Source organism: Pseudomonas sp. FW305-25 (assembly GCF_017351415.1).
Taxonomy (GTDB): domain Bacteria; phylum Pseudomonadota; class Gammaproteobacteria; order Pseudomonadales; family Pseudomonadaceae; genus Aquipseudomonas; species Aquipseudomonas chlororaphis.
In genome coordinates, this window is the sequence record NZ_JACNDE010000016.1 from 69,457 (window position 1) to 90,384 (window position 20,928).

18 protein-coding genes are annotated in these 20,928 nt (G+C 62.7%); 10 read left to right on the forward strand and 8 right to left on the reverse strand.

The window, feature by feature from the left end:
* Nucleotides 1-42 precede the first annotated feature (42 nt).
* The 3 genes from J4E58_RS16885 to J4E58_RS16895 all read left to right on the forward strand — a co-directional run bounded on the left by J4E58_RS16885 (nt 43) and on the right by J4E58_RS16895 (nt 6,037).
* Nucleotides 43-669, forward strand: a complete 627-nt coding sequence (locus J4E58_RS16885; RefSeq protein WP_007931447.1) for a response regulator transcription factor — start codon at nt 43-45, stop codon at nt 667-669.
* A 107-nt stretch (nt 670-776) separates the two neighbouring features.
* Nucleotides 777-2,882 (forward strand): ATP-binding protein, encoded by a 2,106-nt coding sequence (locus J4E58_RS16890; RefSeq protein WP_256583149.1) that lies wholly within the window; start codon nt 777-779, stop codon nt 2,880-2,882.
* A gap of 206 nt (nt 2,883-3,088) precedes the next feature.
* On the forward strand, nt 3,089-6,037 hold the full coding sequence (locus J4E58_RS16895; protein ID WP_087092772.1) for an HD domain-containing phosphohydrolase: 2,949 nt from the start codon (nt 3,089-3,091) through the stop codon (nt 6,035-6,037).
* A gap of 6 nt (nt 6,038-6,043) precedes the next feature.
* Here J4E58_RS16895 and J4E58_RS16900 read toward each other — a convergent pair whose 3' ends face one another.
* Nucleotides 6,044-6,526 carry a GAF domain-containing protein gene (locus J4E58_RS16900; RefSeq protein WP_085531688.1) on the reverse strand — a complete coding sequence of 161 codons (483 nt, stop codon included), beginning with the start codon at nt 6,524-6,526 and terminating at the stop codon, nt 6,044-6,046.
* Nucleotides 6,523-7,413, reverse strand: a complete 891-nt coding sequence (locus tag J4E58_RS16905; protein WP_087092771.1) for an ATP-binding protein — start codon at nt 7,411-7,413, stop codon at nt 6,523-6,525. Before J4E58_RS16905 ends, J4E58_RS16900 begins: the two co-directional genes overlap by 4 nt.
* A gap of 164 nt (nt 7,414-7,577) precedes the next feature.
* On the opposite strand from J4E58_RS16905, the gene J4E58_RS16910 reads away from it, so the two are divergent.
* Nucleotides 7,578-9,899, forward strand: a complete 2,322-nt coding sequence (locus tag J4E58_RS16910) for a response regulator (protein ID WP_087092770.1) — start codon at nt 7,578-7,580, stop codon at nt 9,897-9,899.
* On the opposite strand, the gene J4E58_RS16915 is transcribed toward J4E58_RS16910, so the two are convergent.
* The 3 genes from J4E58_RS16915 to msrB all read right to left on the reverse strand — a co-directional run bounded on the left by J4E58_RS16915 (nt 9,883) and on the right by msrB (nt 11,331).
* Entirely contained in the window at nt 9,883-10,344 is a 462-nt protein-coding gene (locus J4E58_RS16915) for a MarR family winged helix-turn-helix transcriptional regulator (RefSeq protein WP_087092769.1), read from the reverse strand. The genes J4E58_RS16910 and J4E58_RS16915 overlap by 17 nt on opposite strands.
* A complete protein-coding gene (locus J4E58_RS16920) occupies nt 10,341-10,826 on the reverse strand; it encodes a glutathione peroxidase (protein WP_007931440.1) in 486 nt (161 codons plus the stop codon). Before J4E58_RS16920 ends, J4E58_RS16915 begins: the two co-directional genes overlap by 4 nt.
* A 112-nt stretch (nt 10,827-10,938) precedes the next feature.
* Nucleotides 10,939-11,331 (reverse strand): peptide-methionine (R)-S-oxide reductase MsrB, encoded by a 393-nt coding sequence (msrB, locus tag J4E58_RS16925; RefSeq protein WP_007931439.1) that lies wholly within the window; start codon nt 11,329-11,331, stop codon nt 10,939-10,941.
* A gap of 224 nt (nt 11,332-11,555) precedes the next feature.
* Here msrB and J4E58_RS16930 point away from each other — a divergent pair, with 224 nt between their 5' ends.
* Both J4E58_RS16930 and htpX read left to right on the forward strand, forming a co-directional pair.
* Complete coding sequence (locus J4E58_RS16930; protein WP_007931438.1) at nt 11,556-12,767, forward strand: pyridoxal phosphate-dependent aminotransferase; 1,212 nt, start codon at nt 11,556-11,558, stop codon at nt 12,765-12,767.
* A 301-nt stretch (nt 12,768-13,068) separates the two neighbouring features.
* Nucleotides 13,069-13,959 carry a protease HtpX gene (htpX, locus tag J4E58_RS16935; protein ID WP_007931437.1) on the forward strand — a complete coding sequence of 297 codons (891 nt, stop codon included), beginning with the start codon at nt 13,069-13,071 and terminating at the stop codon, nt 13,957-13,959.
* 69 nt (nt 13,960-14,028) lie between these two features.
* Here htpX and J4E58_RS16940 read toward each other — a convergent pair whose 3' ends face one another.
* Complete coding sequence (locus J4E58_RS16940) at nt 14,029-14,685, reverse strand: thiopurine S-methyltransferase (RefSeq protein WP_087092768.1); 657 nt, start codon at nt 14,683-14,685, stop codon at nt 14,029-14,031.
* Nucleotides 14,686-14,786: 101 nt separating this feature from the next.
* Between J4E58_RS16940 and J4E58_RS16945 the strand changes: the two genes are divergently transcribed.
* On the forward strand, nt 14,787-15,554 hold the full coding sequence (locus tag J4E58_RS16945; RefSeq protein ID WP_087092767.1) for a class III extradiol ring-cleavage dioxygenase: 768 nt from the start codon (nt 14,787-14,789) through the stop codon (nt 15,552-15,554).
* Between the two features lie 113 nt (nt 15,555-15,667).
* Here J4E58_RS16945 and J4E58_RS16950 read toward each other — a convergent pair whose 3' ends face one another.
* Nucleotides 15,668-17,341, reverse strand: coding sequence for a DEAD/DEAH box helicase (locus J4E58_RS16950; RefSeq protein ID WP_087092766.1), 1,674 nt, complete (start codon nt 17,339-17,341; stop codon nt 15,668-15,670).
* Between the two features lie 119 nt (nt 17,342-17,460).
* Between J4E58_RS16950 and J4E58_RS16955 the strand changes: the two genes are divergently transcribed.
* Both J4E58_RS16955 and J4E58_RS16960 read left to right on the forward strand, forming a co-directional pair.
* Nucleotides 17,461-17,796, forward strand: coding sequence for a hypothetical protein (locus tag J4E58_RS16955; protein WP_164485202.1), 336 nt, complete (start codon nt 17,461-17,463; stop codon nt 17,794-17,796).
* Nucleotides 17,762-18,553 carry a crotonase/enoyl-CoA hydratase family protein gene (locus J4E58_RS16960; protein ID WP_009044947.1) on the forward strand — a complete coding sequence of 264 codons (792 nt, stop codon included), beginning with the start codon at nt 17,762-17,764 and terminating at the stop codon, nt 18,551-18,553. Before J4E58_RS16955 ends, J4E58_RS16960 begins: the two co-directional genes overlap by 35 nt.
* An 89-nt stretch (nt 18,554-18,642) precedes the next feature.
* Here the strand turns inward: J4E58_RS16960 and J4E58_RS16965 are convergent, their stop codons facing one another.
* On the reverse strand, nt 18,643-19,398 hold the full coding sequence (locus J4E58_RS16965; RefSeq protein WP_007931432.1) for a spermidine synthase: 756 nt from the start codon (nt 19,396-19,398) through the stop codon (nt 18,643-18,645).
* Between the two features lie 161 nt (nt 19,399-19,559).
* Between J4E58_RS16965 and J4E58_RS16970 the strand changes: the two genes are divergently transcribed.
* The gene (locus J4E58_RS16970) at nt 19,560-20,906 is read left to right on the forward strand and encodes a class II 3-deoxy-7-phosphoheptulonate synthase (RefSeq protein WP_087092765.1); all 1,347 of its coding nucleotides are present in this window, start codon (nt 19,560-19,562) and stop codon (nt 20,904-20,906) included.
* Nucleotides 20,907-20,928: the final 22 nt, after the last annotated feature.

Below are 20,928 nucleotides of genomic sequence, written 5' to 3' on the forward strand. Positions count from 1 at the left end.
GCGCTAAGGTCCAGACCTGTATTTATTTCCACGGGTTTGACCATGAGTTCTGTTTTCATCATCGATGACCATCCCGTTATCCGACTGGCTATCCGCATGTTGCTGGAACATGAGGGTTATAAAGTCGTCGGCGAAACCGATAACGGTGTCGATGCCCTGCAAATGGTTCGCGACAGCATGCCGGACCTGATCGTGCTCGATATCAGCATCCCCAAGCTCGACGGGCTGGAACTGCTGCTGCGTTTCGGCGCCCTGGACAAGTCCTTGCGGGTGCTGGTGCTGACGGCGCAATCGCCGGCCCTGTTCGCCGCGCGCTGCATGCAGGCCGGGGCCTGCGGCTATGTGTGCAAGCAGGAAGACCTGAGCGAAGTGCTCAGCGCCATGAAGGCGGTGCTATGTGGTTACAACTACTTTCCGAGTCATGCCTTGCAAACGCCGCGTCAGGATGAAACGGCAAACAACGAACTGAGCCGCTTGATGTTGCTCAGCGATCGGGAATTGATGGTGTTGCAACTTTTTGCCAAGGGCAGCACCAGTACGCAAATAGCCAACAGCATATTTCTCAGTGGCAAGACCGTCAGTACCTATAAAAAAAGAATCATGCACAAACTTCGCGCGACTTCCATGGCGGAACTTATCGAGTTGGCACAACGTCACGAACTGGTGTGAGAAACAGGATGTTCAAACCCATTCTTTATTATTTAACCCTGACGGCCACGGCAGTTTCGCTGTTCCTGTTGTTTGGCCTGGTCGAGGCCGGGCAACCAGAGTCCGCAATGACATCCCTCCCTCAGTGCCCAGACTCGGCGCCTTGTCTTGAATCGGCCGCCGCCCCGCCTCTCGATAACGGCCATCGCGGGCTGCTCCTGCTCGCAGGCCTGGGGCTCGGCGTGCCGCTGCTGGCGTCCCTGGGCTGGAATGCCTGGCTGCACCGGCGACTGGCCCAGCAGCAACAGGCCACCCAAGACTTCAGGCAGCAGCTCGCATTCATGCAGGCCTGGATCGACGGCGTGCCGCATCCAACTTACGTGCGCGACCGCCAGGGCCTGCTGCAAAGCTGCAATGCCAGCTACCTGGAAAGCTTCGCCGCCCGGCGCGAAGAGGTCATCGGCAAAAACCTGTTGCAGGGACTTTTGGACGATCCCCAGCAGGCCCGCGAATATCACGCCGACTACCAGCGCGTCATGGCGCAAGACGGCCCGCTGCTGCGTGACCGGCCACTGCGCCTGAACGCAGAGGAGCTGACCGTCCAGCACTGGGTCCTGCCCTACCGGGACGCGAACGGCGAGGTCCAGGGCATCATCGGCGGCTGGGTCGATATCAGCGAACGCCATCGGCTCAGCAACAGCCTCAAGGCCGCCCTACAACAGGCCGAAACGGCCAGCCTGGCGAAAAGCGCTTTCCTGGCCAGCACCAGCCACGAACTGCGCCGCTCCATGAATGCCCTGATCGGTGCGCTGGAACTGCTGCGGCAGCGCTCCGACAGCCAGTCCCAGGACCGTCCGGTCATTGAAATGGCTTATCGCGCGGCCCGGGCGATGCAGGGCCTGGTCGACGACACCCTCGATATCGCCCGCATCGAATCGGGGTGCCTGGACCTGGCGCCCGAATGGCTCGAGCCGCGCGCCCTTGTCGAATCCATCGTCAGGGAGTTCGACAACCAGGCCCGGGAGAAGCACCTCAAGCTGCTACCGACCTTCCACTCCAGCGTCGAGCCGGTCGATGTGCTGCTCGACCCACTGCGTTTCAAGCAGGTCCTGGGCAACCTGCTGCACAACGCGATCAAGTTCACCGAACAGGGTCAGGTCAAAATCCATCTCGACCTGCAAGCGGCCACGCAGCCGCAACAGGTGCGGCTGATGCTGCAAGTGACGGACAGCGGCATCGGCATCGACGAGCAGGATCAGCACAGGCTGTTCGAACCCTTCTTCCAGGCCCAGGCTCGCACCCCATCCAGACCTGACGGCGCAGGGCTGGGCCTGACCATTTGCCGCCACCTCTGCGAGCTCATGCAGGGCACGCTGCAACTGACCAGCCAGCCGGGCATAGGCACGGAAGTCCGGGTCCTGTTGCCGCTGGCCTGTCAGCCAGCGCGAAAACCCGCGCCCCTCGTCGAGCCACTCATTGCCCCTGCCACCCGGGCCTTGAACGTACTGGTGATCGATGACCATGCGGCGGATCGCCTGCTGCTGAGCGAACAACTGCACTTTCTCGGGCACCGTTGCCGCACCGCCGAAGGCGTCGAGCAAGGCTTCGAGCTCTGGTGCAAGGGGTTCTTCGACTTGCTCATCGTCGATTGCAACATGCCGGGCATGCACGGCTACGACCTGGTCCGCGCCATCCGCGAGCATGAACGCCTGGAGTCCCGCGCGGCTTGCCGGGTATTGGGGGTGACCGCCAGCCCCAGGCCGCGAGAGAGGCAGCAGTGCGAACAGGCCGGCATCGATGACTGCCTGTTCAAGCCTGTCGGCCTGGCGACCCTCGGCCACAAACTGGCTGGCCTGCAACCGCGGCCCTGGAATGGCGTGTTCAGCCTGAAAGCGCTACGCACCCTGTCCCGTGGCAAACCGCAGTTCGCCCTGCGCATCCTCACCGAACTGCTGCATTGCAGCTACCGGGACCGCCAGCAACTGATGGCCCTGCCCTGCGAGCCTCCGCGCCAGGCACTGGCGGAACTCGCCCACAAGATCAAGGGCTCGGCCCTGATGGTGCAGGCAAAAGACCTTGAAACGCAGTGCGAAGCCCTTGAGCAGGCTGTTTTGCAAGACGCGGACAGGCAAACCCTGATGCAGCGCAGAACCGCCCTGGAACAGGCCATGCTCAAGCTCGAACGGGCCCTGCTATGGCAAATCGATCAACAGCACAGCCCGGCCACGACCTGATCCCCATCACCAGCGCAGCAACTTGTGGTGCGGCTAGTTGCCAGACAAATATCAAAAAGCCACTATCCTGTCAGTCGGCCCCAAAAGCCTCATGGCAATGCAATTCGCAACGCCCCCCGGAGCTGCCTCCCCTGAGCGCAATGCACCTGCCTTAACTATGCTCAAACGTTGAGTTGCGCATCACGCGCCCCCTGGAGAGAGCTGCAATGCCAAGCACGCTGTCGTTCGATAAACGCCGATTTCCTCTCCATGTGCATATCAGCGTGATGTTCACCTGCCTGCTTCTGCTGACCGGCGTGGTGCTGGGCTTTTTCAATTACCAGCAGACCACCCGCATCATCCTTTCCAGCAGTGAAAAACTGTTCCAGCGCATCGAACAGGACGTGCAACTGGACCTGAAAGCGACTTACGAACCGATTCGCCATCTGCTCAGCCTGCTGGTGGGCAGCCCGGCCATCCAGGCCGGCGACCTCGAGCAACGCCTGGCGCTGCTTGGGCCTTTCAGCCAATCGCTCAAGGACAACCCCGACCTGGCCTCACTCTATGTGGGTTATGCCGATGGGGATTTTTTCATGGTCCGGCCCTTGCGCACCCAGGCTTTGAAACAAGCTCGCCAGGCCCCTGAAGCCGCGGCCTACGAAGTCTGGAGCATCGAGCGTGACCGCCACACCGGGCAACTGCATTCGCAGTCGCTGTTCTATGACGCCAGCCTCGGCCCCGTCAGCCGCCGCGACAACCCCCAGGAGTCCTACGACCCGAGCGCCCGCAACTGGTTTGCGGGCGCCAAGGACGACACCAATCAGATCACCACCGAGCCCTACGTCTTTTTCTCGACCCGCAACGTCGGCACCACCCTCGCCCGCCGCAGCGGCAACCAGGCGGTGATCGGGGCCGACCTGACCCTGGAACAACTCTCGGCGACCCTGGCCAAGCATCGGGTCACGCCCAGCACCGAAATCGCCCTGGTGGATGGCAATGGCCATGCCGTGGCTTATCCGGACAGCCGTCGCCTGATCGTCGAAGAACAGAGCGCCCGGCTGATCCGCGCCAACGACCTGAACCCGGCTCTCGACGCGGTGCTGCAAGGCAAGGCCCAGGGCAACCGCCTACGGCTCGGGGATCGCCAATGGATAGTTGCCAGCCAGCACCTGCAGGAAGGTGGACCCGGTGGGTTGCAGCTGGCGCTGCTGGTGCCCGAGGACGAGTTGCTGACGGACGCCTATCGCATGCGCTGGCAAGGCGCGCTCATCACCTTGGGCATTCTGCTGTTGTGCCTGCCGCTCGGCTGGCTGACCTCGCGCGTGCTGGTCAGGCCGCTGCGCGCCCTGGTGCAGGAAGCCGATGCCATCCGCAGCTTCGATTTCGATTACCCGCTGACCCGCCGCTCACCCGTGCTGGAAATCGACCAGTTAAGCGTGTCGATGGCCCGCATGAAGGACACCCTGGCCAGCTTTTTCGAGATCACCGCCAGCCTTTCCGCGGAAACCCGCTTCGACCCGCTGCTGCAACGGGTGCTGGTTGAAACCATGAAGATCGGCCAGGCCCAGGCCGGGCTGATCTACCTGCGCGAAAACGATGGCATGAACCTCAAGCCCCACGGCCTGATCATCGCCGGTGTTGTCCAGGACTTGCAGGCGTTCGATGTACGCAGCCAGGACATCCAGCACGAGGCAAGCCCCGCATGGCTGCGGCAACTGGCGAACGGCGAGAGCCTGGTCACGACCCTGGGGTTCGAGCAGGCGGCCGACCTGCAAGGCGTGCTGCTGGCGATGAACTGCCCCAGCGTGCACCTGATCGGTATCCGCCTGCACAATCGCCACAACGAAACCGTCGGCATCCTTGTGCTGCTGCTGGCCGACAGCGGCCAGGAAGCCGACCTGGAAAAACTCGGCCCGGACCGCGTCGCGTTCCTGCAGGCGGTTTCCGGCGCCGCGGCAGTCAGCATCGACAGCCAGCGCCTGCAGAACCGGCAAAAACAATTGCTCGACGCCTTCATCCAACTGCTGGCCGGCGCGATCGACGCCAAGAGCCCTTACACCGGCGGGCATTGCCAGCGGGTGCCGGCACTGACGCTGATGCTCGCCCAGGCCGCCGCGGCCAGCCAGCAGCCGGCGTTCAGCGCCTACCAGCCCAGCGAAGATGAGTGGGAGGCCTTGCATATCGCCGCCTGGTTGCACGATTGCGGCAAGATCACCACCCCCGAGTACGTGGTCGACAAGGCCACCAAGCTGGAAACCCTGAACGACCGCATCCATGAAATCCGCACCCGCGTCGAGGTGCTCAAGCGCGATGCCTGGATCGACTACTGGCAGGCTCGCGCCCAGGGTGGCGATGAGGTTTCCCTGGCTACGACCCGCGATGCAAGCCTGGTGGAACTGGACGACGACTTTGCCTTTATCGCCCATTGCAACCTGGGCACCGAGGCTATGGGCGAGGCCGATCTGCAACGGCTGGCGAGGATCGCCCAGCGCACCTGGAGCCGGACGCTGGACGACCGCCTGGGCGTGTCATGGGAAGAAAACCACCGCCAGCAACGCACACCGGCGCCGACCCTGCCGGTCACCGAACAGTTGCTGGCCGACAAGCCCGAGCAACTGATCGAACGCAACCCCGCCGAGCTGATCCCGGCGGACAATCCCTGGGGCTTCAAGCTCGATGTCCCGCCTTACAAATACAACCGTGGCGAGCTGTACAACCTGAGCATTGGCAAAGGCACGCTGACCCGGGAAGAGCGCTACGTGATCAACCATCACATGGTGCAGACCATCCTGATGCTCAACCACCTGCCCTTCCCCAGCCACTTGAGCAGCATTCCCGAGATCGCCGGCGGCCATCACGAGAAAATGGATGGCAGCGGTTATCCCAAGCAGCTGAAACGGGAGCAGATGAGCCTGCCGGCGCGGATGATGGCGATCGCCGATATCTTCGAAGCCCTGACGGCGGCGGACCGTCCCTACAAGAAAGGCAAGACCCTGAGCGAAGCGCTGGGCATCATGGCAACCATGTGCCGCACTGCCCATATCGATCCGGAACTGTTCGAGCTGTTCATCCAGACCGGGATCTACCAGCAGTACGCCGACCGCTTCATGCAACCGCAGCAGATCGACGGGGTAGACCCCGAGGCCGTGCTGGGCAAGGCCGGGCTCAGGGTCTGACGAGGCTCAGCAGTCGGTCAGGCGCAGGAAGATCGCCGCCAGGCGCTCGATGCCAGCCTGGTCCTCGAGGGTGAAACGGGCGATTTTCGGGCTGTCCAAGTCCAGCACGCCGATCAACCGCCCTTCTTTGACCAGGGGCACCACCAGCTCACTGTTGGAAGCGCTGTCGCAGGCGATATGCCCGGGGAACGCGTGCACATCCTCGACCCGCTGGGTCTGCAGGCTCGCCGCGGCCGCGCCGCACACACCACGACCGAAGGGAATGCGCACACAGGCGATCTGGCCCTGGAACGGGCCGAGCACCAGTTCCTCGTTGCGATTGAGGTAGAACCCGGCCCAGTTCAAGTCGTCCAGCTGGTTGAATAGAAACGCCGAGAATTGCGCGGCGTTGGCGATGAAATCGCGCTCGTCGGCCAGCAACGATTCCAGCTGGGCGCACAGCAAGGCATAGCCGTCCAGGCCTTTGCCGGTGTTCTGCAGATCGATCATGCTTTTTGCTCCAACAACTTCAAACCTACCCAGTAGCGCGCGAACTGATACGCGCAGCGACCATTGCGATTGCCACGGCCGGTGGCCCAGCGCACGGCGAGGATGTCCAGGGCTTCATCACGCTGCCATTGCAGGCCCGCCTTGCGTCCCAACTCGCCGATCCAGTGCTCGACCACGTTCAGGTAGTGCTCCTGGGTGAAGGGGTAGAACGACAACCACAGGCCAAAACGGTCCGACAAGGCAATCTTGTCTTCCACCGCTTCGCTCGGGTGCAGCTCGCCATCGACGCGCTTCCAGTTCTCGTTGTCGCTTTCCTTCTCCGGAACCAGGTGCCGGCGGTTGGACGTGGCGTACAGCAGCACATTGTCCGGGGCCTGCTCCAGCGAGCCGTCGAGCACGCTCTTGAGTACCCGGTAGTCGCCCTCGCCCGACTCGAACGACAGGTCGTCGCAGAACAGCACGAAACGCTGCGGCAGCTTGACCAGTTGCTCCACCACCCGCGGCAGGTCGGCCAGGTGATCGCGCTCGATCTCGATCAGGCGCAGGCCGTGCTGGGCATGCTCGGCCAGCAGCGCGCGGACCAGCGACGATTTACCGGTGCCGCGCGAGCCCCACAGCAAGGCGTGGTTGGCCGGCAGGCCGTCGAGAAACTGCCGGGTATTGCGCCCCAGCTGGTCGCGCTGGTTATCGACCCCGATCAGGTCGGACAGGCGCATGTCCAGGCTGACCTCCAGCGGCAGCAGGAAACCGCTGCGGCCCTCACGCTGCCAGCGCGCGGCCAGGCATTGGGTCCAGTCGATGGCTTGTCGCGGCGCGGGCAACAGCGGCTCGATACGCGCCAGAACCGCATCGGCGCGCTCAAGAAAAGCATTCAATCGAGATTCCACGACTTCTCCTCGGGCAGGTTCCCAGTAATGATGTGGCACGCAGACGCAACGACCTTGCGCATGCCAGGTCTACCGTAGGCGAACGGCGCCGAGCCCTGCCGGCACACACTGATGATCAGCTATGCTTGCCCAGCGAAGGGAAACGGAAATTGGTTCAACACCCCATGGACATCAAGTTCACCAACCGCCTGTCTTACAAGCAAGCCAGGCTCACTGTGCTGGTCGGTTTTGTCCTGGGGACGGCGCTCAGTCTGCTGCAAATCGGCATCGATTATGCCAGTGAAGATGCCTCCATCAACCGGGAAATCAACGCGCTCCTGGAAATCAGCCACAATCCGGCCTCGCGTATCGCCTACAACATCGACGCCGAGCTCGCCCAGGAGCTGACGCTCGGCCTGCTGCGCTCGCCGGCGATCATCCGCGCCCGGCTGATCGACAACAACGACACTTTGCTGGCCAACGTCACCCGGCCGGCCCAGCAAAGCTCCTACCGGATGCTCAGCGACTTCCTGTTCGGCGCCAAGCGCGAGTTCCAGGACCGCCTGTACCTCGATCACCTGCCCTCGGAATCCCTCGGCGTCCTGCACCTGGAAGTCGACACCTACTCGTTCGGCAGCCGCTTCCTGCGCCGTGCGGAAATCACCCTGATCAACGGTTTCGTGCGCAGCCTGATCCTCACCGGGCTGCTCCTGGCGCTGTTCTACGTGATGCTGACCAAACCCCTGGTCGGCGTCATTCGCGAACTCAGCGGGCGCGATCCGCGCAGCCCCGACCAGACCCGGCTGGACTTCCCGCCCAGCCACGAACAGGACGAGATCGGCGTGCTGGTCAAGGTCGCCAACCAGCAGTTCGACAACATGGCCACCGAGATCCAGCAACGGCGCAATGCCGAAAACCGCCTGACCGACTATCTCGGGCAGCTGGAAAACATCGTCTCGGCGCGCACCACCGAGCTCAAGGCGATCAACGACCGGCTGAGCCAGTCCAACGAAGAACTGGAAGTCGCCCGTAGCACCGCCCTCGACATGGCCCAGGCGCGTGCCGCCTTCCTGGCCAACATGAGCCATGAAATCCGCACCCCGCTCAACGGCCTGCTGGGCATGATCGCCCTGTCGCTGGACAGCCCGCTGAACGCCGAACAACGCCAGCAACTGTCGATCGCCCACGACTCCGGCAAAGTGTTGGTGGAGTTGCTCAACGATATTCTCGACATGTCCAAGTTCGACGCCGGCCAGCTGGAGCTGGAGCGCATCCCCTTCGACCTCGGGGTACTGGTGGAAGACACCGCCAACCTGCTGTCGCAGAACGCCGCGCCGAGCGTCGAGCTGGCCTGCCTGATCGAGCCGGAGTTTCCGGCCCTGGTCCTCGGCGACCCCACGCGCGTGCGGCAGATCGTCAGCAACCTGCTGTCCAACGCCCTCAAGTTCACCCGCTTCGGCCGTGTCGATGTGCGCCTGCGTACGTTCGAGGACGGGGTCAGGATCGAAGTCTGCGACACCGGCATCGGGATCGCCCGCGAGGCCCAGGTGAAGATCTTCCAGCCCTATACCCAGGCCGGTGCCGGGATCACCCGGCAATACGGCGGCACCGGCCTGGGCCTGGCCCTGACCTACAACCTCTGCGAAGCCATGCAGGGGCGCCTGAGCATCAGCTCGGAGGTGGGTTTCGGCAGCCAGTTCTGTGCCGACCTGCCGCTGCCCTGCCACACGCCAGCCAGCCCACCGCCGCCGCTGCACGGCCAGGTACTGGCCATTACCTCCGAAGGCAGCGGCCTGGCCGAGTTGTTGAGCGTGCAGTTGCCGTTCTGGGGGCTGGAGTATCGGCGCTGCGATCTCGATGAGTCACTGCTCGGGCAGAAGCCGGACCTGCTGATCACCGACTGCCCGGAATGCCTGTTCGGCCTGCGCCCGAGTATCAGCGCGCCGATTCTGCTGGTCACCGCCTACGGTAGCTTCCTGCCCAGCGAAGAAGCCAGCGCCCTGGCGCCGTTGCAGCAACAGGCGCGGCCATTGGCGCGCAACGCCCTGTATCAGACCCTGCGCCGGGCCCTGCTGGCCGAAACCGCGGTGATCAATGAAACCCAGCTGGAAACCCTGGCGCCCCTGCGCCGCGCCTTCATCCTGCTGGTGGAGGACAACCCGGTGAACCAACTGGTGGCCAAAGGCATGCTGAGCAAGCTCGGCTGCGAAGTGACGGTCGCCTCCCAGGGTGCCGAGGCCCTGGACGTGCTGGAGCACCAGCATTTCGACCTGGTGCTGATGGACTGCAACATGCCGGTGATGGATGGCTACGAGGCCAGTCGGCAGATCCGCCGCAGCGGCCGCTGGCCGGACCTGCCGATCGTCGCCCTGACCGCCAATGCCATGCCCGAAGAGCGCGAGCGCTGCCGGGCCGCGGGCATGAGCGACTACCTGTCCAAGCCCTTCCGCCGTGAAGAGCTGATTGCCCTGCTGGACCTCTGGGTGCCGACTACGACGGCGCTTTGACCTGGGCCAGCAACCGGTCCAGGCCATGGCGCAATTCGCTCAGGCTGTCGAGGTCGACCCCGCTGTCGCATAACAGCGCCGCCTTGAGCGGCGGCACCTGATCGCGCAGCGCCAGGCCGGCCGCGCTCAGGCTCAGGTGCACCTCGCGCTCGTCGCGGGACGATCGCTGGCGCTGCACCAGCTGCAGCTGTTCAAGGCGCTTGAGCAACGGCGTCAAGGTCCCGGAATCCAGCGCCAGGCGTTCCCCCAGCGCCTTGACCGTCGGCAGCTCGGGGGGCGTGGCCTGCCATTCCCAGAGCACCAGCATCACCAGGTACTGCGGGTAGGTCAGCCCCAACTGGTCGAGCATCGGCTTGTAGCCCCGCACCACGGCCCGCGAGGCGGCGTACAGCTTGAAGCACAGCTGGCTGTCGAGTTTCAGCGAATCGGCGAACAGGTCGGTCATTTGAGCAGGGCTTCGATCTCGCCGGTCAGGTCCTGGGGCTTGGTGGCCGGGGCGAAACGCTTGACCAGCGCGCCGTCCTTGCCGATCAGGAACTTGGTGAAGTTCCACTTGATGCCCTGGGAACCCAATACCCCCGGCGCGCGTTTTTTCAACTGCACGAACAGCGGATGCGCCTCGGCGCCATTGACGTCGATCTTCTTGAACAGCGGAAAGCTGACGCCGTAGTTCAGCTCGCAGAACTCGGAAATGGCCCCTTCGTTGCCCGGCTCCTGCTTGCCGAACTGGTTGCAGGGAAAGCCCAGCACCACCAGGCCCCGGTCCTTGTAGGTCTGCCACAGTTCTTCCAGGCCCTTGTACTGCGGGGTGAAACCGCACTTGCTCGCAGTGTTGACCACCAGCACGGCCTTGCCGGCGAAGTCGGCCAGGGTCTTTTGCTCGCCCTTGATGGTGGTGCACGGGATGTTCAGCAATGTGTCACTCATGGTGCGGACTCCAGAAATGAAAGGTCCGATAAAAATAGTACTCAATTAAATTGCGCGCAATTTAATAAATCGAAAAGCGATTCCGAAAAATCGCCTTGGCCGCTCGCTCCGGTCAGCGTGGAACCAGGTCCAGGCACACCGAGTTGATGCAGTAGCGCAGGCCGGTCGGCGGCGGACCGTCCGGGAACACATGCCCCAGGTGCGCATCGCATTTGGCGCAGACCACTTCGGTACGGATCATGCCGTGGCTCAGGTCACGGATCTCGACCATGGCGCTCTCGCCGATCGGCTCGTAGAAGCTCGGCCAGCCGCAACCGGAATCGAATTTGGCCCTGGAGTCGAACAACGGCGCATTGCAACAGATGCAGTGATACACACCGTCGGTCTTGGTGGCGTTGTACTTGCCCGAGAACGGCCGTTCGGTGCCTTTGAGGCGACAGACGTTGTACTGCTCCGGATCGAGCATGGCACGCCATTCTTCAAGGGTTTTTTCCAGCTTTTCCATGGTCCTTCCTCTGCAACTGAAAAAGCCCGATCTGTATCTTTTCCACGGATCGGGCGGCACGTATGATTGCGCCTCGTTAGACGCCAGTCTGGCAGCCGTGTTACACGGGTTCAAACGGATTTTGCCGCCGCGAACCCTGGCTTCAGGCCTGTGTGCAAACGCAGGATTCCCAGTACGGTAGCTCACTCACCGTCTGGATCGTTCATTTTCGGGAACACATCGCCATGCAGGTCAGCAAATCGAACAAGCTCGCCAACGTCTGTTATGACATTCGCGGCCCAGTGCTCAAGCACGCCAAACGCCTGGAAGAGGAAGGCCATCGCATCCTCAAGCTGAACATCGGCAACCCGGCGCCTTTTGGTTTCGAAGCGCCGGACGAAATCCTCCAGGACGTGATCCGCAACCTGCCGACCGCACAGGGCTACAGCGACTCCAAGGGCCTGTTCAGCGCGCGCAAGGCGGTCATGCAGTACTACCAGCAAAAGCAGGTGGAAGGCGTCGGCATCGAAGACATCTACCTGGGCAACGGCGTTTCCGAACTGATCGTCATGGCCATGCAGGCCCTGCTCAACAACGGTGACGAAGTGCTGGTCCCGGCCCCGGACTATCCGCTGTGGACCGCGGCCGTGAGCCTGGCCGGCGGCAACCCGGTGCACTACCTGTGCGACGAGCAGGCCAACTGGTGGCCGGACATCGCCGACATCAAGGCCAAGATCACCCCGAACACCAAGGCCCTGGTGATCATCAACCCGAACAACCCGACCGGCGCGGTGTACCCCAAGGCAGTGTTGCTGGACATGCTCGAACTGGCACGCCAGCACAACCTGGTGGTGTTCTCCGACGAGATCTACGACAAGATCCTCTACGACGATGCCGTGCACGTCTGCACCGCCTCCCTGGCGCCGGACCTGCTGTGCCTGACCTTCAACGGCCTGTCCAAGTCCTACCGGGTGGCCGGTTTCCGTTCCGGCTGGGTGGCCATTTCCGGTCCCAAGCACCACGCCCAGAGCTACATCGAAGGCATCGACATGCTGGCCAACATGCGCCTGTGCGCCAACGTGCCGAGCCAGCACGCCATTCAAACGGCGCTGGGCGGCTATCAGAGCATCAACGATCTGGTGCTGCCACCGGGCCGCTTGCTGGAACAGCGCAACCGCACTTGGGAACTGCTCAACGACATCCCCGGCGTCAGTTGCGTCAAGCCCATGGGCGCGCTGTACGCCTTCCCGAAAATCGACCCGAAAGTCTGCCCGATCCACAACGACGAGAAATTCGTCCTGGACCTGCTGCTCTCTGAGAAACTGCTGGTGGTTCAGGGCACCGCCTTCAACTGGCCATGGCCGGACCACTTCCGCGTCGTGACCCTGCCACGGGTCGATGACCTGGAACAGGCGATCGGTCGTATCGGCAGCTTCCTCAAGTCGTATCGCCAGTAAGCCTTGCGACGCAGTGCGGCCGCCCCGGTCGCACTGCGATTAATTCAGCAACACTTCTGTACTCCCTGCTACGCCTACCCTTCTGTATCTTTGCCTTGCACCTTGTGCCCAGTGGTTGCATGCCTCTGAAGTGCGGCTCGGCTTCCGGTGGCTGCCCAACTGCGACAGAAAGCTCATGCAAGCGTCTAAAATCAGCCTGCAGGACACAGTTTGAAATAGTCACCCGGTTGAATAGGCCGATGCCGCACCTTATATACCCCGCAGAACGCTACATCTTTAGCATGAGGAGATTTCTACAACCATGATGCGCATCCTGCTGTTCTTGGCCACTAACCTGGCGGTCGTGCTGATTGCCAGCATCACCCTGAGCCTTTTCGGCTTCAACGGGTTCATGGCGGCCAATGGGGTTGATCTCAACCTCAATCAGCTGCTGGTTTTCTGTGCGGTCTTTGGTTTCGCCGGTTCCCTGTTCTCGCTGTTCATCTCCAAGTGGATGGCGAAAATGAGCACCAGCACCCAGATCATTACCCAGCCTCGTACTCGTCATGAGCAATGGCTGCTGCAAACCGTCGAGCAACTGTCCCGCGAAGCCGGGATCAAGATGCCCGAAGTTGGTATTTTCCCGGCCTACGAGGCCAACGCCTTCGCCACCGGCTGGAACAAGAACGACGCGCTGGTTGCGGTCAGCCAGGGCCTGCTCGAGCGTTTCTCGCCCGATGAAGTGAAAGCCGTGCTGGCCCACGAGATCGGTCACGTGGCCAACGGCGACATGGTCACCCTGGCGCTGATCCAGGGCGTGGTGAACACCTTCGTGATGTTCTTCGCGCGCATCATCGGCAACTTCGTCGACAAGGTGATCTTCAAGAACGAAGAAGGCCAGGGTATCGCCTACTACATCGCGACCATCTTCGCCGAACTGGTCCTGGGCATCCTGGCCAGCGCCATCGTCATGTGGTTCTCGCGCAAGCGCGAATTCCGTGCCGACGAAGCCGGCGCGCAACTGGCCGGTACCGCGGCAATGATCGGCGCCCTGCAACGCCTGCGCTCGGAACAGGGCCTGCCGGTGCACATGCCCGACACCCTGAATGCCTTCGGCATCAACGGTGGCCTCAAACAAGGCCTGGCTCGCATGTTCATGAGCCACCCTCCGCTGGAAGAGCGTATCGACGCCCTGAGCCGTCGTCGCGGCTGATAACGCTGGTAAACACAAAAAAGGGCGACGCAAGTCGCCCTTTTTCATGGCCTGGAAAAAGGCCGGGGCTCAGCGCGCCAGCAAGCGATAGACCCGTTCTTCGAGGCGGGTCACGCCGCCCTGAAGAAACTTCCAGCTCTCGCCAAGAATGTCCCGCGCCTCCTCGACCCGCAGTTGCCAACGCTTACCGAGCAAGGCCTGGACCTCGTCATCGAGCACGGCGAAAGGCGGCCCCGCCATCAGCGCCTGGTCGTAATCCAGGGTGATCAGCAACCCCTGGCAGCCCTGAGGCAGGACCGACTGCAGATGCGCCGCATACCGCTCACGCATCTGCGGCGGCAAGGCGATCAACGCCGCGCGGTCGTACAACGCCTGGCAGTCGGCGACATCCGTGGCCTGCAGGGCAAAGAAGTCGCCGCACCAGAGCTGGATCGGGCCGTACTCATAGACTTTGAATCCGCCTCGAAGCTCAACCTGCGGCTGCACCTGCTGCTCGCTGAAAAAGTCCTGGATGGCCTTCTCCGACAACTCGATACCCAGCACCTGATGACCCTGGCTGGCCAGCCAGCTCAGGTCCAGGCTCTTGCCGCACAGCGGCACCAGTACCCGCGAACCCGGCGCCAGCTCCATCTGGGGCCAGTAGCGTTGCAGGTAAGGATTAACCTCGGACAAATGGAAGCCGATCTGATTCTGTTCCCACCGTTTGTGCCAAAACTCCGGTTGCATAAATCACCCTGAAATTCGATCAAAAACCACAAAAACTTATATTAGATTCAGATCAATGATCTGATTGAAGATGGTGCATCTTAACGCTCAGGACCTTATTCATGCTCCCTAGCCTGTTCATCTCCCACGGATCACCGATGCTCGCCCTGGAACCTGGCGCCAGCGGCCCGGCCCTCGCTCGCCTGGCCACCGAACTGCCGCGCCCCAAGGCCATAGTGGTGGTGTCGGCCCACTGGGAAAGCCAGGGCCTGCGGGTCAGCAGCAACCCGCAACCGCAAACCTGGCATGACTTCGGCGGCTTTCCCGCCGCGCTGTTCGCCGTGCAATACCCCGCCCCCGGCCAGCCTGAACTGGCGGAACAGGTGGCGCAGCTGCTCAGGGCCGATGGCCTGCCGGCGCAGCTCGACGACCAGCGCCCGTTCGACCACGGGGTCTGGGTGCCGCTGTCGCTGATGTACCCACAGGCGGATATTCCGGTGGTCCAGGTTTCCCTGCCCAGCCGAATGGGCCCGGCCTTGCAGACCCAGGTCGGCCATGCCCTGTCCAGCCTGCGGCAACAGGGGGTGTTGTTGATCGGCTCGGGCAGCATTACCCACAACCTGCGCGAACTGGATTGGCACGCCGGCCCGGAAAGCATCGAGCCCTGGGCCAAGGCGTTCCGCGACTGGATGATCGAGAAACTCGCCGCCAACGATGAAGCCGCGTTGCACGACTACCGTCGCCAGGCGCCGAATGCCGTGCGCAGCCACCCCAGCGATGAACACTTGCTGCCGCTGTACTTCGCCAGAGGCGCCGGTGGCGACTTCAGCATCGCCCATCAAGGCTTCACCATGGGCGCGCTGGGCATGGATATTTATCGCTTCGGTTGATGCCCTTGCCGGGCCTGGCGCATCACGATGCGACAACTGATCCAACCCCCAGGCAAAAAAAATCCCCGCACCAGGCGGGGATTTTTTCGTTCAACCAATCAGCTCAGCACTGATCAGTCTTCGCGATAGCGACGCAGCTTCAACTGCTTGCCGGCCACGCGAGTGTCCTTCAGCTTGGTCAGCAGACGCTCCAGACCGTCCTCCGGCAGCTCGACCAGGCTGAAGCTGTCACGCACCTGGATGCGACCGATGGCTTCGCGGGCCAGGCCGCCTTCGTTGAGGATGGCGCCCAGCAGGTTCTTGGCCGCGATACCGTCACGCGCGCCCAGCGCGGTACGGCAACGGGCACGACCTTCAGCCAGAGGCATCGGCGCGCGACGCTCACGCTCACCGCGATCAGGACGATCGCCGGAACGCTCAGGACGGTCGCCACGTGGCGCGCTGCTCGGCACCAGTGGGCGTTCCTTCTCGATCGCTGCCAGGTTCAGCGCCTGACCGTTGGTAGCCTTGCGCAGCAGGGCCGCGGCCAGGGCACGCGGGCTGCAACCGATATCGGCGGTCAGGCGGTCCAGCAGATCACCGTGGGTCGATTCAGCGTCAGCGACCAGCGGCGATAGGCTGTTGGTCAGCTTCTTGATGCGCGCGTCGAGAACGGCTTGAGCGTCCGGCAGACGAACCTCGGCAACCTTCTGACCGGTTACACGCTCGATCACTTGCAGCATGCGGCGCTCACGTGGGGTCACCAGCAGCAGCGCACGACCTTCGCGACCGGCACGGCCGGTACGGCCGATACGGTGCACGTAGGATTCCGGGTCGTACGGCATGTCCACGTTGAATACGTGGGTGATGCGCGGTACGTCCAGGCCACGGGCCGCAACGTCGGTCGCCACAACGATGTCCAGGCGGCCATCCTTGAGGGAGTCGATCACACGCTCACGCTGGTTCTGGGCGATGTCGCCGTTCAGCGCAGCGGCCTTGTAGCCTTTGGCTTCCAGGGCACTGGCCAGGTCCAGGGTCGCTTGCTTGGTGCGCACGAACATGATCAGGGCGTCGAAATCTTCCACTTCCAGCAGGCTGAGAACGGCAGAAGTCTTCTGGTCAGCGTGAACCAACAGGTGAGCCTGTTCGATCGCGGTGACGGTCTGAGTCTTGCTCTGGATCTTGACGTGTTTCGGGTCCTTCAGGTGACGCTCGGCGATCGCACGGATCGACTGCGGCAGGGTGGCCGAGAACAGTACGGTCTGACGGGTTTCCGGCATGGCCTTGAAGATGACTTCCAGGTCATCCATGAAGCCCAGTTTCAGCATTTCGTCGGCTTCGTCGAGAACCAGGTGGTTCACGGTAGCCAGGACTTTTTCGTCGCGACGCAGGTGGTCGCACAGACGGCCCGGAGTGGCGACAACAATCTGTGCGCCATTACGGATTGCTTTCAGTTGTGGGCCCATCGGCGCGCCGCCGTAGACAGCCACAACAGTTACGCCCGGCATTTGCTTGGCGTAGGTTTCGAAAGCGGTTGCAACTTGCAGCGCCAACTCACGGGTTGGGGCCAGGATCAGAGCTTGCGGCTCGCGCTTGGACGGATCAATGCGGTGCAGGATAGGCAGGGCGAACGCGGCGGTCTTACCGGTACCGGTTTGCGCCTGACCAATCATATCGTGACCGGCGAGGATGATCGGGATCGACTGCTGCTGAATGGCCGAAGGCTCTTCATAGCCGGTAGCGACTACTGCAGCGACAATATTGGGATGAAGTTCAAGAGCGGCGAAGCCGCCGATTTCCTGGGTCATGGGTCTGCCTCTAAGTGCATCCGCAAAGACCCATGCTCCAAAGCTGCGCATGCCGTGTAAGACTCAAGAGTCACCCTGGCAGCTTTGTCGGCGGGGATTTGCGAAAACGATTGAAAGAAATGAACGTCAAGGATAGTCCGCGCAGCGGACAAGCAGCCGAAGCTGACTTCGGGGAATTGCATCACCTAAACGAGGCCCGGTTAAAGGCCGGCGCGCACTATACCGGAATTACTCAAAAAAGGGAGTTTTTTTTATCGGAAAAACCCGCTGAATACCTAGTTGTCACAGGCTTTGCGGATAATCCGGCAAAGGTCTATTTTGCACAGGCCCACGCCTGTCGGGGGATGACGCTTAAACGTTTCATCTTGCCGGCCGATACCGTCGGTCCGAGACACTCTTTACCGTCCGAGGAAATGCCCCATGAGCCAGCCCAGTTGCAGTCGCGTCAGCCGTGAACAACGTGGTCATCTCTTCCTCATCGGCCTGGACCGGGTCGCCAAGCGCAATGCCTTCGACCTGCAACTGCTCGATCAGCTCAGCCTGGCCTACGGCGAGTTCGAGGCCAGCAGCGAGGCCCGGGTCGCCGTGGTGTTCGGCCATGGCGAGCACTTCACCGCGGGGCTGGACCTGGCCAACGTCGGGGCGAAACTCGCCGAAGGCTGGCAGGCACCGGCCGGCGGTTGCGATCCCTGGGGTGTCTTCGCCGGGCCACGGGTCAGCAAACCGGTGATAGTCGCGGTGCAGGGCTACTGCCTGACCATAGGCATCGAGCTGATGCTGGCGGCGGATATCAACCTGTGCGCCAGCAATACCCGCTTCGCCCAACTGGAAGTGCAACGCGGCATCTTTCCCTTTGGTGGCGCCACCCTGCGCCTGCATCAGATCGCCGGCTGGGGCAACGCCATGCGCTGGTTGCTCACCGGCGACGAATTCGACGCCCATGAAGCCCTGCGCCTGGGGCTGGTGCAGGAGGTGATGGCCAGCGAGGACTTGCTGCCCCGCGCCCTGGCCCTCGCCGAACGGATCGCCTGCCAGGCGCCGCTGGGGGTTCAGGCGACCCTGATGTCGGCCCGACAAGCGCGGCTCGAAGGAGAAAGCGCGGCAGCGCAGGGGCTGCCGCCGCTGGTGAAGGCGCTGTTGAACAGCGAGGATGCCAAGGAAGGTGTGCGAGCGATGGTCGAGAAGCGCCCGGGGGTGTTCAAGGGGTGTTGAGCGGCCTGAACCCGTGGTGAATGTGAGGTCCTATCGCGGGCAAGCCTCGCTCCTACAGATGCGGACGATCCGCGAAGCGGACAGCCGACTCAGGTCGCCGGCCGGATGCACTTGATCAACGACTGCAACGAATAGCCCAGGCGTGGCGCCAGCGCCTCGGCCCGGGCGCTCAGGCCGTCCATGTCCAGACCCTGTTCCAGGTCGGACGGCACGATCAGAATCACGTTGCCCTCCTTCACCGGCAGCTCCCAGTAGTGCCGATGGTAAAGCCCGCGCAGCAAGGCTGCACCGAGCGGCTTGCCATCGTCGGTGGCCCACTGGTTGATCACCAGCCAGCCGCCCGGGTTGAGGCGCTTCTGGCAGTTTTCCAGGAACCCCCAGGCCAGGTGTCCGACGCCCGGTCCGACATCGGTGTACAGGTCGACGAAAATCAGGTCCGCCGACTCGGCGCTGTCCAGCAGTTCGAGCGCATCGCCCACCCGGATATACAGACGCGGATCGTCATCCAGCCCCAGGTACTCGATAGCCAGGCGCGGCACGTCGGGGCGCAGCTCGATGGCCTCGACATCGTCCAGCGGCAGGAACTTGAGGCAGGCCTGGGTCAGGGTGCCGGCGCCCAGGCCAAGAAACAGCGCACTCTCGGGCTGCTCATGGCACAGCGCGCCGATCAGCATGGCGCGGGTGTAGTCGTACTCCAGCCAGCTCGGGTCGGCGGTAAACACACAGCTCTGCTCGATGGCATCGCCAAATTCGAGGAAGCGGTAATCCGCCACTTCCAGTACCCGAATCATGCCGAACTCATCGTGCACTTCGGCGAGCAGGCGCTCGACGCGCTCCTCAGTCATCTCTTCTCCTAGCCGCGACGGGGCTCAACCTCGCCGTCGCGATAAACCGGCCGCTCGGCGCCGAGCGGGAAAGGCGCGATTGTCCGCGAACCGGCGGGAACAGGTCACGCACTAATTGCTGATAACATGCCTGTCCGACCTTAAAAACACCCGAGTCCGTGATGAGCCAACCCTGGAGCCCTGACAGCTGGCGCGCCCTGCCGATCCAGCAACAACCCGTCTACCCCGACGCCGCACACCTGTTGCAGGTCGAGCAGACCCTGGCCAGCTACCCGCCGCTGGTGTTTGCCGGCGAAGCCCGGGAGTTGCGCCGCCAGTTTGCCGAAGTGACCCAGGGTCGTGCCTTTCTGCTGCAGGGTGGCGATTGCGCCGAGAGCTTCGCCGAGTTCTCGGCGGCGAAGATCCGCGACACCTTCAAGGTCCTGCTGCAGATGGCGATCGTCATGACCTTCGCCGCCGGTTGCCCGGTGGTCAAGGTCGGGCGCATGGCCGGCCAGTTCGCCAAGCCGCGCTCGGCCAATGACGAAACCATCAATGGCGTGACCCTGCCGGCCTACCGCGGCGATATCGTCAACGGCATCGGTTTCGATGCGAAAAGCCGGGTGCCGGACCCGGACCGCCTGCTGCAGTCCTATCACCAGGCCACCGCCACCCTGAACCTGCTGCGCGCCTTTGCCCAGGGCGGTTTTGCCGACCTGCACCAGGTGCACAAATGGAACCTGGACTTCATCGCCAACTCCGCCCTGGCCGAGAAGTACAGCCAACTGGCCGACCGCATCGACGAAACCCTGGCCTTCATGCGCGCCTGCGGCATGGACAGCTCGCCGCAACTGCGCGAGACCAGCTTCTTCACCGCCCACGAGGCGCTGCTGCTGAACTATGAGGAAGCCTTCGTCCGTCGCGACAGCCTGACCAACGACTATTACGACTGCTCGGCGCACATGCTGTGGATCGGCGATCGCACCCGCCAGCTCAACGGCGCCCACGTCGAATTCCTGCGCGGGGTGAATAACCCGATCGGGGTCAAGGTGGGCCCGAGCATGAACACCGAGGAGCTGATCCGCCTGATCGACATCCTCAACCCGGACAACGATCCAGGCCGCCTGAACCTGATCGTGCGCATGGGCGTGAACAAGGTCGGCGACCACTTGCCGCAGCTGATCCGCGCGGTGGAAGGCGAAGGCAAGAAGGTGCTGTGGAGTTCCGACCCGATGCACGGCAACACCATCAAGGCCAGCAGCGGTTACAAGACCCGCGATTTCGCGCAGATCCTCAATGAGGTGAAACAGTTCTTCCAGGTCCACGAAGCCGAGGGCAGTTATGCCGGCGGTATCCACATCGAGATGACCGGGCAGAACGTCACCGAGTGCATCGGTGGTGCGCGGCCGATTACCGAAGATGCTTTGTCGGATCGCTACCACACCCATTGCGACCCACGGATGAACGCCGATCAGTCGCTGGAGCTGGCGTTCCTGATTGCCGAGACCTTGAAACAGGTCAAGCGTTGAACTCCTAGCATTCGATCATCCA

Excerpts from the sequence above, each read along its gene's own strand:
- J4E58_RS16910 (WP_087092770.1), top strand. The coding sequence starts at position 7,578 with ATGGACATCAAGTTCACCAACCGCCTGTCTTACAAGCAAGCCAGGCTC.
- msrB (WP_007931439.1), bottom strand. The coding sequence starts at position 11,331 with ATGGAAAAGCTGGAAAAAACCCTTGAAGAATGGCGTGCCATGCTCGAT.
- J4E58_RS16930 (WP_007931438.1), top strand. The coding sequence starts at position 11,556 with ATGCAGGTCAGCAAATCGAACAAGCTCGCCAACGTCTGTTATGACATT.
- J4E58_RS16950 (WP_087092766.1), bottom strand. The coding sequence starts at position 17,341 with ATGACCCAGGAAATCGGCGGCTTCGCCGCTCTTGAACTTCATCCCAAT.
- J4E58_RS16900 (WP_085531688.1), bottom strand. The coding sequence starts at position 6,526 with ATGATCGATCTGCAGAACACCGGCAAAGGCCTGGACGGCTATGCCTTG.
- J4E58_RS16920 (WP_007931440.1), bottom strand. The coding sequence starts at position 10,826 with ATGAGTGACACATTGCTGAACATCCCGTGCACCACCATCAAGGGCGAG.
- J4E58_RS16970 (WP_087092765.1), top strand. The coding sequence starts at position 19,560 with ATGAGCCAACCCTGGAGCCCTGACAGCTGGCGCGCCCTGCCGATCCAG.
- J4E58_RS16915 (WP_087092769.1), bottom strand. The coding sequence starts at position 10,344 with ATGACCGACCTGTTCGCCGATTCGCTGAAACTCGACAGCCAGCTGTGC.
- J4E58_RS16965 (WP_007931432.1), bottom strand. The coding sequence starts at position 19,398 with ATGACTGAGGAGCGCGTCGAGCGCCTGCTCGCCGAAGTGCACGATGAG.
- htpX (WP_007931437.1), top strand. The coding sequence starts at position 13,069 with ATGATGCGCATCCTGCTGTTCTTGGCCACTAACCTGGCGGTCGTGCTG.
- J4E58_RS16960 (WP_009044947.1), top strand. The coding sequence starts at position 17,762 with ATGAGCCAGCCCAGTTGCAGTCGCGTCAGCCGTGAACAACGTGGTCAT.
- J4E58_RS16885 (WP_007931447.1), top strand. The coding sequence starts at position 43 with ATGAGTTCTGTTTTCATCATCGATGACCATCCCGTTATCCGACTGGCT.
- J4E58_RS16940 (WP_087092768.1), bottom strand. The coding sequence starts at position 14,685 with ATGCAACCGGAGTTTTGGCACAAACGGTGGGAACAGAATCAGATCGGC.
- J4E58_RS16955 (WP_164485202.1), top strand. The coding sequence starts at position 17,461 with ATGAACGTCAAGGATAGTCCGCGCAGCGGACAAGCAGCCGAAGCTGAC.
- J4E58_RS16890 (WP_256583149.1), top strand. The coding sequence starts at position 777 with ATGACATCCCTCCCTCAGTGCCCAGACTCGGCGCCTTGTCTTGAATCG.
- J4E58_RS16895 (WP_087092772.1), top strand. The coding sequence starts at position 3,089 with ATGCCAAGCACGCTGTCGTTCGATAAACGCCGATTTCCTCTCCATGTG.
- J4E58_RS16945 (WP_087092767.1), top strand. The coding sequence starts at position 14,787 with ATGCTCCCTAGCCTGTTCATCTCCCACGGATCACCGATGCTCGCCCTG.